At 75.6% G+C, this 14,428-nt stretch carries 11 protein-coding genes; 4 read left to right on the forward strand and 7 right to left on the reverse strand.

Annotated elements, in window-relative coordinates; translation table 11 throughout:
- Positions 1 to 6: 6 nt before the first annotated feature.
- On the reverse strand, positions 7 to 855 hold the full coding sequence (locus KPL57_RS38145; RefSeq protein ID WP_226355365.1) for an LLM class F420-dependent oxidoreductase: 849 nt from the start codon (positions 853 to 855) through the stop codon (positions 7 to 9).
- Positions 856 to 935: 80 nt separating this feature from the next.
- On the opposite strand from KPL57_RS38145, the gene serS reads away from it, so the two are divergent.
- The 4 genes from serS (at position 936) to KPL57_RS38165 (ending at position 8,186) form a co-directional block, all read left to right on the forward strand.
- The gene (gene serS / locus KPL57_RS38150; protein WP_226355366.1) at positions 936 to 2,186 is read left to right on the forward strand and encodes a serine--tRNA ligase; all 1,251 of its coding nucleotides are present in this window, start codon (positions 936 to 938) and stop codon (positions 2,184 to 2,186) included.
- Positions 2,187 to 2,283: 97 nt separating this feature from the next.
- Positions 2,284 to 3,969 carry a family 16 glycosylhydrolase gene (locus KPL57_RS70635; RefSeq protein WP_226355367.1) on the forward strand — a complete coding sequence of 562 codons (1,686 nt, stop codon included), beginning with the start codon at positions 2,284 to 2,286 and terminating at the stop codon, positions 3,967 to 3,969.
- Positions 3,970 to 4,041: 72 nt separating this feature from the next.
- On the forward strand, positions 4,042 to 7,419 hold the full coding sequence (locus KPL57_RS38160) for an ATP-dependent DNA helicase (RefSeq protein WP_226355368.1): 3,378 nt from the start codon (positions 4,042 to 4,044) through the stop codon (positions 7,417 to 7,419).
- Positions 7,420 to 7,532: 113 nt separating this feature from the next.
- On the forward strand, positions 7,533 to 8,186 hold the full coding sequence (locus KPL57_RS38165) for an ester cyclase (RefSeq protein WP_226355369.1): 654 nt from the start codon (positions 7,533 to 7,535) through the stop codon (positions 8,184 to 8,186).
- Between the two features lie 82 nt (positions 8,187 to 8,268).
- On the opposite strand, the gene KPL57_RS38170 is transcribed toward KPL57_RS38165, so the two are convergent.
- The 6 genes from KPL57_RS38170 to KPL57_RS38195 all read right to left on the reverse strand — a co-directional run bounded on the left by KPL57_RS38170 (position 8,269) and on the right by KPL57_RS38195 (position 14,383).
- On the reverse strand, positions 8,269 to 9,891 hold the full coding sequence (locus KPL57_RS38170) for a cation acetate symporter (RefSeq protein WP_226355370.1): 1,623 nt from the start codon (positions 9,889 to 9,891) through the stop codon (positions 8,269 to 8,271).
- Positions 9,888 to 10,241, reverse strand: a complete 354-nt coding sequence (locus tag KPL57_RS38175; protein ID WP_226355371.1) for a DUF485 domain-containing protein — start codon at positions 10,239 to 10,241, stop codon at positions 9,888 to 9,890. Before KPL57_RS38175 ends, KPL57_RS38170 begins: the two co-directional genes overlap by 4 nt.
- Before the next feature lie 189 nt (positions 10,242 to 10,430).
- Positions 10,431 to 12,098 carry a cation acetate symporter gene (locus KPL57_RS38180; protein WP_226355372.1) on the reverse strand — a complete coding sequence of 556 codons (1,668 nt, stop codon included), beginning with the start codon at positions 12,096 to 12,098 and terminating at the stop codon, positions 10,431 to 10,433.
- On the reverse strand, positions 12,095 to 12,433 hold the full coding sequence (locus tag KPL57_RS38185) for a hypothetical protein (RefSeq protein WP_226355373.1): 339 nt from the start codon (positions 12,431 to 12,433) through the stop codon (positions 12,095 to 12,097). The genes KPL57_RS38180 and KPL57_RS38185 overlap by 4 nt, the downstream gene beginning before the upstream one ends.
- Entirely contained in the window at positions 12,430 to 13,290 is an 861-nt protein-coding gene (locus KPL57_RS38190; protein ID WP_226355374.1) for a LytTR family DNA-binding domain-containing protein, read from the reverse strand. Before KPL57_RS38190 ends, KPL57_RS38185 begins: the two co-directional genes overlap by 4 nt.
- Position 13,291: 1 nt before the next feature.
- Entirely contained in the window at positions 13,292 to 14,383 is a 1,092-nt protein-coding gene (locus KPL57_RS38195; RefSeq protein WP_226355375.1) for a sensor histidine kinase, read from the reverse strand.
- Between the last annotated feature and the right edge of the window lie 45 nt (positions 14,384 to 14,428).

A 14,428-nucleotide genomic window follows, 5' to 3' on the forward strand; every position in this document is an offset into this window, starting at 1 on the left:
CCCAGGCTAGCCCGCGCTGCCGAGCCCCAGCGCGCTCGCCAGCCGCCGCAGGTCGCCCTCCGGCTCGGCCATCCCGCGCGTGATGATCTGGGCGCAGACGTGGTCGGCGCCGGCGTCGAGGTGCTCGTCGAGCCGGGCCGCGACCTGCTCGGGGGTGCCGTGCGCGACGAGCGCGTCGATCAGGGCGTCGCTGCCGCCGTCGTCGAGATCGGACTCGGCCCAGCCGAGCCGCTTCAGGTTGTTCCGGTAGTTGACCAGGCCCAGGTAGGGCTTCTCGACGGCCGGGCGGCCCAGGGCGCGGGCGGCGGCGGGGTCGTCGTCGAGCACGACCTTGTGCTCCGGCGCGATCAGCGGTCCGGTGCCGTAGCGCTCGCGGGTCGAACGGGTGTGCTCGGGCGTGGTCAGGTACGGGTGCGTCCCGGCGGACCGCTCACGGGCCAGGTCGAGCATCTTCGGGCCCAGCGCCGCGAGGGCACGCCCCTCGGCGGGGACGCCGAGCTCGTCGAGCCGGTTCACGTAGGCGACGAGCGCCGCGTACGGGCGGGTGTAGTCGCTGGTGGCCTCCGGGTGCCCGACGCCGATCCCCAGCAGGAACCGGCCCGGGTGCCGCGCCTCGATGCGGTGGAAGGACTCCGCGACCTCGTCGGCGGGGGTGGCCCAGATGTTCACGATGCCGGTGGCCACGGCCAGCGACGTCGTCGCGTCGAGCAGCGACTCGGTCAGTGCGAGGTCCCCGGGCGGGGAGCCGCCGACCCACACCGCACCGAACCCGAGCTTCTCGATCTCCGCGGCGAGATCGGGGGACAACCCGGTCTCGTGCCGCCAGACGCCGTACCGGCCGAGGGAAACACTCATGGTGGTGAGTACCACCGCGCGGCCCCGATCATTCCCGGTCCTACGATGGCCCCTCCACTACGCGAGAGGCTGGAACAGCAGTGATCGACCTCAAGGCGGCCCGACAGGACCCGGACACCTTCCGCACGGCGCTGTCCCGTCGCGGTGCGTCCGCGGACTTCGACGCCCTGCTGGAGGTCGACGCCCGCTGGCGGGAGGCCACCGACCGCGTCGGCAGCCTGCGCGCCGCGGCCAAGCAGCGGCCCAAGGGCAAGCCCACCCCCGAGCAGGTCGAGCAGTTCAAGCAGGAGAAGGAGGAGCTGCGCGCCGCCGAGGACGCCCTCGCCGCCGCCGACGTCGAGCGCTCCGAGCTCCTCGCCCGCATCCCGAACCTGCCCGACCCGACGGCCGCCGACGGCATGGCCGAGGAGGACGCGGTCACCGTCCGCACCTGGGGCGAGCCGCCGGTCTTCGACTTCACCCCGCGCGACCACCTGGACCTGGCGTCGTCGACGGGCCGGGTCGACATGGCCCGCGGCGCGCGGCTGTCCGGGTCGCGGTTCGCCTACCGCTTCGGCGATGTCGCGCGGCTCGAGATGGCCCTGTTCCGCTACGTCATGGACAAGCTGGCCGGCGAGGGCTTCGTCCCGGTGCTCGGCCCGGTCCTGGCGAACGAGCGGGCGATGTACGGCACCGGCTTCCTGCCGACCGAGGCGTCGAACCTCTACGAGCTGGAGAAGGACGGCCTCTACCTCACCGGCACCTCCGAGGTCGCGCTCGCCGGGATCCACATGGACGAGATCGTCGAGCTCGACACGCTGCCCGCGCGCTACGTCGCGTTCTCGACGAACTTCCGCCGCGAGGCGGGCGCGGCCGGCAAGGACACCAAGGGCATGTTCCGGGTGCACCAGTTCGACAAGGTCGAGATGTTCGTCTACTGCCTGCCGGAGAACTCCCAGGACGTGCACGAGGAGCTGCTCGCCCACGAGGAGTCGATCGTGCAGGAGCTGGGGCTGCCCTACCGGGTGCAGAACATCTCCGTCGGCGATCTCGGCAACCCGGCCGCGAAGAAGTACGACATCGAGGCCTGGTTCCCCGTCCAGGAGCGCTACCGCGAGATCACCTCGTGCTCCAACACCACCGACTACCAGGCACGACGCCTGAACGTCCGGTTCCGCCGCGAGGCCGGAGCGCCGACCGAGAACGTGCACACGCTCAACGGGACCGGCGCCACCGCCCGCGCCATGCTCGCGATCATGGAGAACTTCCAGGACGCGAACGGGACGGTCACGGTGCCGGAGGTGCTGCGGTCCTACGGCGCCCCCGCGACCGTCGGGACCCCGCCGGCCTGATCCCGGTTCGCAGGCGGGGTGACGCGCGCGACCTCCTGACGGGGCAACCGAACGGGGGCCCGCGCGTCCTGCTTGCGTGGAGAAATCGGGGAGTGGTGTGTCGCGGGGCGGGGAACGCCCGGACACGTCGCGCCACGCCGCCCCCGCCGGGGCCGACGCCCGCCGTCCCGGCTCCCACCGTTCCGAGGACCGGCCGGACACCGCGGACTCCGGTCGGCACCGCTCGCCCGAGCCGGCCGTCGACGGACGTCGTGCCGCCGCACCGTGGCCGACCGGGCGGCGGGCCGCGTCGTCCACGCCCCGGACGACGGCACCCGCGGTCCCGCCCGTGCCGCGGCCGGTCGCCCACCGGGCGGTGGCCCCGGCGCCCGCGGCGGCAGGCCCGGTGGACGCCGCGTGGCCGACCGCCGGTCGCCGTGGGCCGGTGCCGCCGGTCCGCCGGACGTCGTCGGCAGCCGGCCCCGAGCCCGCCCGGCCCACCGCCCGCGGACCCGTCGCCCGCCCCGAGGACATCGTGGCGTCGACCGTCGCCCTGCCCGCCGCGGACCGCACCCCCGTCGACCGTGTCCCGGAGTCCCGCCGCCCCGGTCGCGTGGTGCCCGCGCCGTCGCGCCCCGCCCCGGGGACGGGCTCCCCGGACACCGTCCCGGGCCCACGCCGAGCGCCCGGGCCTCCGGCCGCCGCGGCACCGGTCTCCGCGGTCCGGACCCTCGCAGCGAGGACCCCCGCAGCGACGACCCCGGCGGCGTATGTCCCCGCGACGCCGGAGCCGGTCGCCACGACCTCCCGCATCCGCCCCACCGAACACGGAGCCCGGGCGACGGTCGTCCGCGCCGAGCGCGCGGACCGTGCCGAACGGGCGGACAGCGCCGGACGGCCGGGCCGTGCCGGACGGGCGGGCCGTGCCGGACGCCGCGAGCGCCCGGACCGCGCCGTCACCGGCCTGCGCCGCCGCATCGCGCACGGCGCCGGCGCGATGGCGCTGGTGCTCGTCGCCGTCGCCGGGCTGACCTGGACCGTGCTCGTCCCGCCGGACGGCACGGCCGTCGCCGCCGACCCGGCGACCTCCGCGCTGGACAACCAGCTGCCGCCCCCGCCGCCCCCACCCCCGCCGCAGCAGTGGCGCCAGGTCGGTGGCGACGAGTTCGACGGCTCCCGCGTCGACCGCTCCATCTGGAGCGTCTACAACTCGCCCGGCGGGTTCGGCAACGGACTGCGCCGCCCGTCCGCGGTCGGCGTCGGCGACGGCCTGCTCACCGTGACCGCGCGCCCCCGGGCCGCGGGCGGGGGCGTCTCCGGCGGCGTCGCGATGCACGACGGTCAGCTCTACGGCCGCTGGGAGTTCCGCGCCCGCACCGACGTCGGCAACGGCTACAGCCCCGCGATCCTGCTCTGGCCGGACTCCGAGCGGTTCCCCGACGACGGGGAGCTCGACATGATGGAGATCCCGTTCGGCGACCGGCACGCGGCCACCGCCTTCGTCCACTACGGCGCGCAGAACCACATCCTGTCCACCGACACCCCCGGCGACTTCACCCAGTGGCACACCTTCGCCCTGGACTGGCTGCCGGACCGGATCACCTGGTACGTCGACGGGGTGAAGAAGTGGGAGGTCACCGACCGCCGCGCGATCCCCACCACCCCGATGCACCTGGCCATCCAGCTCGACCAGGGCCCGGCGGCGAAGTGGATCCCCGGCCCGGACGCGACCACCCCCGACGAGGTACGCCTGCAGGTCGACTGGGCCCGCGTCTTCGCACCGGTCGACGACGCCGGACGCTGACCCGCCGCCGGGGCCGGGCCGGGACGGCGCCGGGTGGCGAACCTGTCGGTGACGCCGGGTAGAACGGTCCGCGTGGACCCCACCCCCGCCGAGCTGGCACACGCGCTCGGTCTGCACCCGCCGACCGAGGAGCAGGCCGCGGTCATCGCCGCCCCCGCCGGGCCGGCGCTCGTCGTCGCCGGGGCGGGGGCCGGCAAGACCGAGACGATGGCGGCCCGCGTCGTCTGGCTGGTCGCGACCGGCCGGGTGCTGCCCGAGCAGGTCCTCGGGCTCACCTTCACCCGCAAGGCCGCCCAGCAGCTGGGCACCCGCGTCCGGTCCCGGCTGCGCCGCCTCGCCGGGGCCCGGCTGCTCGACGACCTGGACCCGTCCGGTGCCCGGCGCGCCGCGCTGCTGGCGGGTGAGCCCACCGTCGCGACCTACCACGCCTACGCCGGGCGCCTGGTCGGCGAGCACGCGCTGCGGCTGCCCGCCGAGCCCGCCGCCCGGCTGCTCGGCCCGACCGCGGCCTGGCAGCTGGCCCACCGGGTCGTCTCCACCTGGGCCGCGGACCTGGAGATCGACCGGGTCCCCGCGACGGTCACCGGCTACCTGCTCTCGCTGGCCGGGGAGCTGGGGGAGCACCTCGTCGAGCCGGACCAGGTGCGGCGCCTCGCCGAGCGGATGCTGCCGGTGCTGGAGCACGCCCCGCCCGGCAAGCGGCAGCGCGCCGAGCCCTCGGCCGGGTACAAGGCCCGCATCGCCGGGCAGCGGATGCGCTGCGAGCTGCTGCCGCTGGTCGAGGAGTTCGCCCGGCGCAAGCAGGCCGAGCAGGCCATGGACTTCGCCGACCAGATGGCCCTCGCGGCCCGGATCGCCGAGGCCGACCCGGAGGTCGGGCGGATCGAGCGTTCCCAGTACCGGGCCGTGCTGCTCGACGAGTACCAGGACACCGGGCACGCCCAGCGGGTGCTGCTCCGCGCCCTGTTCGGCGTGCCGCCCGGGCTCGCCCCGGAGCCGGAGGACGGCCCGGACCACCGCTCGGTCACCGCGGTGGGCGACCCCTGCCAGTCGATCTACGGCTGGCGGGGCGCGAGCGCCGGGAACCTCGCGCGCTTCCGCACCGACTTCCCCGCCGCGGGCGGCGACCCCGCGCCCGTGCACGGGCTGCTCACCAGCTTCCGGAACCCGGCCGAGGTGCTCGTCCTGGCCAACCGGGTCTCTGAGCCGCTGCGGACCGCGCCCGGCACCGTGCGGGTGGGGGAGCTGCGCCCGCTCGACGGCGCCGGCCCCGGCGACGTCCGGGCCGCCCTGCTGCCCGACGTCGCGGCCGAGGTGGCCTGGACCGCCGACGGCATCGCCGAGCGCTGGCACGCCGGCCACGACGAGGGCACCCCGCCCACCGCGGCCGTGCTGGTCCGGCGCCGCTCCGACATGGACGCGCTCGCCGCCGCGCTGCGCGACCGGCGGGTCCCGGTGGAGGTCGTCGGGCTCGGCGGGCTGCTGTCCACCCCCGAGGTCCGTGACCTCGTCTCCGCGCTGCGGGTGGTGTCCGACCCGCTCGCCGGACCGGCCGCCGTCCGGCTGCTGACCGGGCCGCGCTGGCGGCTCGGGATCGCCGACCTGGCCGCGCTGTGGCAGCGCGCCCGCGAGCTCGTCCCGCACCGCCCGGCCCGCCCCGGGCCGCTGTCGGCCGCCGACCTGGCGCTCGGCGCACTTCCCGGTGAGCAGGCCGAGCAGGCCGGTCTCGTCGACGCCCTCGACGACCCGGGCGGCCCGGAGCGCTACTCCCCGGCCGGGTTCGACCGGATCCGGCGCATCGGCCGTGAGCTCGCCCAGCTGCGCGCCCGCACCGCGGCCCCGCTGACCGACCTGGTCGCCGACGTCGAGCGGACCCTGCTCCTCGACGTCGAGACGATGGCCCGCCCCGGCCCCACCGGCCGGGCGCACCTCGACGCGTTCGCCGACGTCGTCGCCGACTTCGCCGCCGGTGCGGACGTGCCGTCGCTGCCGGGTCTGCTCGACTACCTGGAGACCGCCGAGCAGGCCGAGGAGGGGCTGACCCCCGGCGAGGTGGAGGTCGCCCCGGACCGGGTGCAGATCCTGACCGTGCACGCGGCCAAGGGGCTCGAATGGGAGGTCGTCGCCGTCCCGCACCTGGTCGCCCAGGTCTTCCCCGGCCGCAAGATGTCCGGCTCCTGGCTCAAGGACCCGGCCGCGCTGCCGGTGCCGCTGCGCGGCGACGCCGACGACCTGCCCGGCCTGGCACTGCCCCCGCCCGGCGCCGACCGCAAGCAGGTCGAGACCGCCCTCGACGACCACGACGACGCCCTCGACGAGCGCCGCCTCGCCGAGGAGCGCCGGCTGTTCTACGTCGCGCTCACCCGGTCCGAACGGGTGCTGCTGGTGTCCGGGCACCGCTGGCCCGCGACGGGGGAGAAGCCGAAGGAGCCCTCGGTGTTCCTGACCGAGCTCGCCGAGATCCTGGAGGGTCCCGGCGGCTCCGAGGTCGGTGTGCTGGAGCAGTGGGCACCGCCGCCCGAGCTGGGCACCGGCAACCCGGCGCTGGGTGTCGAACGGACCGCGCAGTGGCCGCCGGACCCGTTCGGCGACCGCGCCGACGACGTGCGCTCCGGGGCCGACCTGGTCCGCGCCGCGCTGCGGGCCCGGCGCCCGAAGCGGCCGCGCCGCGCCGCGCCCGCCGACCAGCTCGCACTGGAGCTGCCCTCGGCTCCCGACGCGGAGCCCGGGGCCGGCGTGGTCGACGCCGAGGGGGACCCCGAGGGCTGGGCCGCCGACGTCGACGTCCTGCTCGCGGAGCGGGCCGCCGCCGCGCAGCGGCCCACGGTGTCGCTGCCCGGGCGGCTGTCGGTGAGCCGGCTCGTCGAGCTCGCCGACGACCCGGACGCGCTCGCCGTGCGGCTGCGCCGTCCGGTGCCGATGCCGCCCAACCAGCACGCCCGCCGCGGCACCGCGTTCCACGCCTGGCTGGAGCAGCGCTTCGGCGCGGAACGCCTGCTGGACATCGACGAGCTGCCCGGCGCCGCCGACGAGTCGGTCTCCTCGGAGGCCGACGCGACCGAGCTCGCCGAGCTGCAGGCCGCGTTCGAGGCGTCGGAGTGGGCGGACCGGCTGCCCGTCGACGTCGAGGTGTCGTTCGAGACGGTGCTGGCCGGGGTCGCCGTGCGCGGCCGGATGGACGCGGTGTTCGCCGACCCCGACGGCGGCTGGACGGTCGTGGACTGGAAGACCGGTGGCCTGCCCGCCGAGGACCGCAGGCAGGCGGTCGGGGTGCAGCTGGCCGCGTACCGGCTGGCGTGGGCGGCACTGCAGGACGTCGAGCCGGACCGGGTGCGGGCGGCGTTCCACTACGTCCGCGACGGCGTCACCCTCCGCCCGGCCGACCTGCTCGACGCCCGCGCGCTGCACGACCTCGTCGCGGGGGTGCCGACGGCCTCGGCCGAGGTATAGACATCGTCTATCGCGAACCGTCGGAGCATCGACGGCGCGACGGGATGGCTCCGCGGCCGGGGCGCGCTGTACCGGACGGGCACGGAGGTACCGGGCCCGGAAGGAGTACGGCGATGCGGGCGCGCAGGACGATCGGGACCGTGGCGGCCGCGGGAGTGGCGGTGGCCGTCCTCGCGGGCTGTGGCGGAGCGGCGGCGACCGGGACGACCGGCCCGGCGGACTCCGGCGCCGGGACGACGGCCGCGCCGGTGGGCGCGGCACCCCGCCCGGCCGACGACGCCGACCTGGTCGACCGCACGCACGGGCTGGTCGAGCCCGGCACGGTCCATGTGGACGGATCGCTCGACACCGAGGCGGCCCGGCACGCCGTCGGCGTCGCGCAGGAGCTCTACACGTTCTGGGACACCGGCGACCGGACCCACCTGGACCGGGCCGTCGACCCGTCGTTCGTCGACCGGACGCTGCCCGCCGGACGCCCCCAGGGGCCGGACGGCCCGGTGGCCGCTTCGGCCGGGTTCCGGGCCGCGGTGCCCGACCTGCACTGCGAGCTCGCCGACCTGTACGTCACCGGCGACACGGTCACCGCTCGGCTGGTGTTCCGTGGCCGGTTCACCGGCGGGTACGAGGGGGTGCGGGGCCACGGGCAGGTGATCGACTTCGGCGCGATCGACGTCCAGCACATCGGCCGGTCGGGGCGGATCGTCGAGGACTGGCACCTGGAGGACAACCTGACGTTCCTGCAGCAGGCCGGGATCGTGCGCGGCTGAACCCCGCCCCGGCACCCCGGAACGCGGAGAGCCCGCGCCCCCGTCGACGGGGACGCGGGCTCTCCGCGTGGGGTGGCTCGGGTCAGTGCGACTCGGCCTTGGCGATGCCGGCACCGGTCAGGGACCGGACCTCCATCTCGGCGTACTTGCTGCCGTCGTGGCGCTTCTGCCCGATGTAGGTACCGACCACGCCGAGCAGGAACGACAGCGGGATCGAGACCAGGCCGGGGTTGGCCAGCGGGAACCAGGCGAAGTCCACGGTCGGGAAGATCGAGGTCTCCTTCCCGGAGACCACCGGCGAGAAGACGATCAGCACCAGGGTGCTGATCAGGCCGCCGTAGATCGAGAACAGGCCGCCGGTGGTGTTGAACCGCTTCCAGAACAGCGAGTACAGGATCGTCGGCAGGTTCGCCGACGCCGCCACCGCGAAGGCCAGCGCCACGAGGAACGCGACGTTCTGGTCCTTCGCGAGGATGCCGCCGACGATCGCGACCACGCCGATCACGATCGCGGTCCGCCGGGCGACCCGGACCTGGGTGGCCTCGGTGTCCGCGACCTCGCCCCGCTTGATCACGTTGATGTAGACGTCGTGCGCGAACGACGCCGACGCGGTGATCGTGAGCCCGGCGACGACCGCCAGGATCGTCGCGAACGCGATCGCGGCGATGATGCCGAGCAGCACCGGTCCGCCGAGGGCGGCGGCGAGCAGCGGCGCGGCGGAGTTCACCTTGCCCGGCGCGGCCTGGATGGCCTCCGGCCCGACGATCGCACCGGCGGCGAAGCCGATGACCAGGGTGAACAGGTAGAACAGGCCGATCAGCCAGATGGCGACCTCGACCGACTTCCGGGCCTCCTTCGCCGTCGGCACCGTGTAGAAGCGCATCAGCACGTGCGGCAGACCCGCGGTGCCGAGGACGAGCGCGATCCCGAGGGAGATGAAGTCGATCTGCGACGTCAGCGACGCGCCGTACTGCTGGCCGGGGGCGAACAGGCCCTCGCCCTTCGGCGAGCCGTCCGCGGCGGCCTGCATGATCGACGAGAAGTTGAAGCCGAACAGCGCCAGCGCCCAGATCGTCATGACCAGCGCGCCCGCGATGAGCAGCACCGCCTTGATCATCTGGACCCAGGTCGTGCCGCGCATGCCGCCGATGAGGACGTAGGCGATCATCACGACGCCGACGACCGCGATCACGACGCCCTGGGCGAAGCCGCCCGAGATGCCGAGCAGCAGTGAGACCAGCGCACCGGCACCGGCCATCTGTGCGAGCAGGTAGAAGAACGACACCGCGAGCGTCGAGGTGGCCGCCGCGGCGCGGATCGGGCGCTGCTTCATCCGGAACGCCAGGACGTCGCCCATGGTGAAGCGGCCGGTGTTGCGCAGCAGCTCCGCGACCAGCAGCAGCGCGACCAGCCACGCGACCAGGAACCCGATCGAGTAGAGGAAGCCGTCGTAGCCGTTGATCGCGATGGCGCCGGCGATCCCCAGGAACGACGCCGCCGAGAGGTAGTCACCGGCGATCGCGAACCCGTTCTGGGTGCCGGAGAAGCCGCCGCCGGCGGTGTAGAAGTCGGCCGCGGTCTTCTTCGCGTGCCGGCTGTTGACGTAGAACACGATCCCCAGCGTCACGATGACGAACGCCAGGAAGATCGAGATGTTGAGCGCGGGGTTGCTGTCCGCCGTCGCCGCCAGGACTGTCGTGCTCATCGGGTCCCCTCGATCTCGCCGCGGAGCTTCGACGACAGCGGGTCGAGCACGCGGTCGGCGTAGCGGATGTAGACCACGGTGATCGCGAAGGTCGACACGAACTGCAGCAGCCCGAGGATCAGCCCCAGGTTGATGTTGCCGAGCACCGGGGTGGCCATGAAGTCCGTCGCGAAGGTCGCGAGCAGCACGTACAGCAGGTACCAGGCCAGGAACCCGGCGGTCACCGGGAACACGAACCCGCGCAGCCGCCTGCGCAGCTCCTGGAAGTCGGGGCTCGCCTGCACGGCGGCCCAGTCGGGAGTGTCCGGCGTCGGACCGCCGGGCTGCTCGTCGGACTCGGTCGTACTCACGTATGCCTCCTTGCACAAGCCACGCACGGCCACGGGACCGGACCCAGGAAAGGGCCTTCGGGCCGTGTGCGGAACCCCACACGCACGCTCCGGGCGGCCCAAGATGCGAGCGGCCGACGACCGGACGATCGAGCGCGGCACCGAACGACGAGCGGTCTTGACGCCGATATCGCCGCTACGCTAAAGCGCTCACTCCCGATCGGCCAGATGGAGCCGCAGCATCGTAACTTCCGCGTCCGACGGAACGTGATCGCCCAGTGACACGGCGATCATGACGAGGAAGGCGCAGGGCACCGACCACAGCGCGGGCTGGGCGAGCAGCATGCCCGCCGTCCCGCCGAGCCCGAGCGCGGCGCCCAGCGCCATCGACCCGACCGTCGCGAGCAGCCCGGTGACCATCCCGGCGTACGCGCCGCGCGCGGTCAGCCCCTTCCACCACAGGCCGAGCACCAGCAACGGGCAGAACGTCGACGCCGCGACGGTGAACGCCGAGGTCACCGCCGCGCTGACGTCGACGCGCACCATCAGCAGCGCCGCCGGTACGACGGCCGCCGACGCGGCCAGCGCGGTCAGCCGCAGCCGGCGCAGCCCCGAGGGCATGAGGTCGTGCGCGAGCGCGCCGGACAGCGCGAGCAGCAGCCCGAGCGAGGTGGCCAGGAACGCGGCGAACGCCCCCGCGGTGAGCATCGCGGTCAGTGCCGCCGCGGTGCCGCCGCCGGTGACCCGGCCGGGCAGCGTGACGATCGCGGTGTCGGTGCCCTGCGAGAGGTACAGCTCGGGGGTGAGCACCGTCCCGAGCAGCCCGTAGACGATCGGGAACAGGTAGAACGCGCCGAGCATCGCGACGGTGATCGCCGCGGTGCGCCGGGCGCCGCGCCCGTCCGGACTGGTGTGGAACCGCACGATGATGTGCGGCAGCCCCATCGTCCCCAACGCCGTCGCGACCAGCACCGACCAGGTCGTCAGCAGCGGCGAGGTGTCGGCCGAGCCGAGCAGCGGCAGCGCCCACTCGGCGCCGCCGGGGACCGGCAGCGACGCCCGGTCGCCGCCCAGCTCGGGCACGGCGGCACCGTCGGGGAAGACCCAGACGGCGTCGGCGGCGGCGTGGTGCGGGCCGGGGGCGAGCGGGACCGGCACCCCGTCGACGACCACGACGGTCGGCTCGGTCAGCACGAGCTCGGTGTCGAGCCGGAAGTCGACCGGGGTCTCGGCGGTGAACCGGGTGAACTCCGGTGGCGCGGCCATGTCGGCGCGCAGCTGCGGCCCGGCGAGCAGCAGCAGCCAGATCGCGGGCCCGGCGAACAGCAGGAGCTTGAGCGCGAACTGGAACGCCTGCACGTAGGTGGCGGCGCGCATGCCGCCCAGCGCCAGGGTCAGGCCGACGGCGAGCCCGGACACCACGACCCCGACCCAGTAGTCGACGCCCGACACCAGCGTGAGCAGCTGCCCGGCCGCGACGATCTGCGGCACCAGGTAGAGCACCGCGATCACCACGACGACCACCGCGCAGAACCGGCGCAGCGACCGCGACCCGAGGCGGGCCTCGGCGAACCCGGGCACGGTCAGCGCCCCCGAACGGCGCATCGGCGCGGCGACCAGCGCGAGCATCAGCAGGTAGCCCGCGGCGAAACCGACCGGGTACCAGAGCGCCCCGGTGCCCTCCTTGATCACCAGCCCGGCGACGCCGAGGAACGACGCCGCCGACAGGTACTCCCCGGAGACCGCGGCCGCGTTGAGCATCGGGGAGGTCCGCCGGGACGCGACGAGGAAGTCCGAGGTGGTGCGCATCGCCGCGACGCCTCGTGCCCCGATCAGCACCGTGACCAGCAGCAGGGCGACGACCGCGGCGGCCGTCACGGGCGTTCCGCGCGTTCGGCCCGGCGCAGGTGCCACCATGCCAGCACGACGAGCAGCGGGTACGGCAGCCAGGCGACCGCGATCCAGCCCAGCGGGAGCCCCCCGACCCGCCACTGGGCCAGGTCCGGCGCGAGCCGCAGCAGCACCGGCAGCCCGAACAGCAGCACCGCGGCGCAGGCCAGGGTGACCACGGCACGCCGCAGCTGGGCCCGGCGCAGCCCGCGGGCCCGCTCGGCCAGCGCCGGGTCGAGCGCCGTGGCCGGCTGCGGGCGCGGTACGGGGGTCCCCCGCTCGGGCGGTGCGCTGACCGCGACCCGGCGCGGGCGGGCGGTCACGGCCGCCCCCGGCCGCTTCCCGGGCCGTCGCCGTCGGGGGCGCGGTGGCCGTCGAGCGCCCCGGCGGTGGCCGCGGCGAGCAGCTGGTCGCGCAGGTCGCGGGCGTGACGACGGCTGACCGGCACGTCACCGGCGTCGGTGTGGGCGAGCAGGCCGCCGCCGGCGTCGCTGCGCAGCTCGCGGACCGCGGGCAGGTGCAGCAGGAAGCTGCGGTGCACCCGGACGAAGCGGTGCGGGTCCCAGTGCTCCTCCAACCGGGACAGCGGGATCCGCACCAGGTGCGAGCCGCCGGGCAGGTGCAGCCGCACGTAGTCGCCGTGGGCCTCGACGAAGCGGACGTCCTCGCGGCGGACGTAGCGGGTGCGCCCGGCGGCCTCCACCGGCAGCACGGCGAGCTCGTCGACGCGGGGGAGCGCGGGCCCGGCCGGTTCCGGTGCGGTCGCGCCCGGGGCGCCCGGCCCGGCGGCCGAGCGGCCCGCCCGGGCCCGGTGCACCCGGCCGAGAGCGTCGGCGAGCCGGTCCGCACCGACCGGTTTGAGCAGGTAGTCGACGGCGCCGAGGCCGTACGCGGCGACGGCGTGCTCCTCGAACGCCGTCACGAAGACGATCTCCGGCGGCGTGGCCATCGCGGCCAGCACACCGCCGAGCTCCAGGCCGTCCATCCCGGGCATGGTGATGTCGAGGAAGACGGCGTCGAACCGGCCGGTGGGGATCGCGCGCAGCGCCTCGACCGCGCCGCCGGCCCGGGCGACCTCGCCGACGTCGGGCGCGTCGGCCAGCAGCGCGCAGATCTCGTCGAGGGCGGGGGCGACGTCGTCGACGGCCAGCACGCGCAGCGGCTCGGCGGAGGCGGTCACCTCAGATCACCACCCCGGGCTGGAACCGCGGGATCCGCAGCACGATCCGGGTGCCCGCGCCGGGCGCGGTCTCGATGACCAGGCCGTGGTCGGGGCCGTAGACCGCGCGCAGCCTGCGGTCGACGTTCACCAGCGCCAGCCCGGCCCCCTCGGCGGTGCCGGCCAGCACGGCGCGGGCGTGCTCGGGGCTCATGCCCGGCCCGTCGTCGTCGACGGTGATCACGCAGACGTCCCCCTCGGCCTCGCCGCTGACCTGCACCAGCCCGCCGTCGGGGGAGCGCTCGACGCCGTGCTGCACCGCGTTCTCCACCAGCGGCTGCAGGGCCAGCACCGGGACCGGCACCGGCAGCACCTCCGGCGCCACCCGCACCTGCACCCGCAGCCGCTCGCCCAGCACGGCGCGGGCGAGGGTCAGGTAGGCCTCGACCGAGCGGAACTCCCCGGCCAGCGGCACGTAGTCGCCGCGCGCGGCGAGCGAGTGCCGGATGAACTCGGCGAAGGTCTCCAGCAGGTCGCGGGCGCGCGCCGGATCCGAGCGGACGAACGAGGCGATCGTGGTGAGCGCGTTGTAGACGAAGTGCGGCGAGATCTGGGCCCGCAGCGCGCGCAGCCGGGCGGCCTCGGCCTCGGTCTCGCCGTCGGCCAGCCGGGCGCGTTCGAGGGCGTCGGCGACGAAGGCGGCGGCCCGGCGGGCGGCGGCCGACCCGACCCCACCGGCCAGGACGAGCACCGGCCCGTCGCCGACCGGCAGCGCGGTGCGGCCGGCCTCGGTGAGCCGTCGCCCGCGGGCCCGCCCGGCGAGCGCGACGCCGTCGGCGCGGCCGGGGCCCCACCACGAGTCGGGCAGGCCGGGCCGGACCAGCCCCGCCGCCTCGGCACCGCAGAGCCCGGCGAGCCGGCGCAGCGCCTCGGTCGCGGCGGCGGACCCGGCCGGTTCTCGCAGGCCCGCGGCGACGGCGACGCCCGTCTCGAGGGCCTCCGTCGGGTCCGGCCCGGGCGCGGCGGCGCCGCGGAACCGGCGCGCGCTCAGCCGCGGCCGCAGCGACGTGCGCGCAGCCGGCGTCGCACGTTCGTGGTCCCCCTCGGCCGACACCTGAGTGAGGATAGGGCCCGTGCGGTCGGTGCGGCGCGACCTGGG

The organism is Pseudonocardia sp. ICBG601 (genome assembly GCF_020496245.1).

What these genes read in the sequence shown, in the direction of transcription:
- KPL57_RS38145 (WP_226355365.1), bottom strand. Translation starts at nt 855, where the DNA reads ATGAGTGTTTCCCTCGGCCGGTACGGCGTCTGGCGGCACGAGACCGGG.
- KPL57_RS38165 (WP_226355369.1), top strand. Translation starts at nt 7,533, where the DNA reads ATGCGGGCGCGCAGGACGATCGGGACCGTGGCGGCCGCGGGAGTGGCG.
- KPL57_RS38170 (WP_226355370.1), bottom strand. Translation starts at nt 9,891, where the DNA reads ATGAGCACGACAGTCCTGGCGGCGACGGCGGACAGCAACCCCGCGCTC.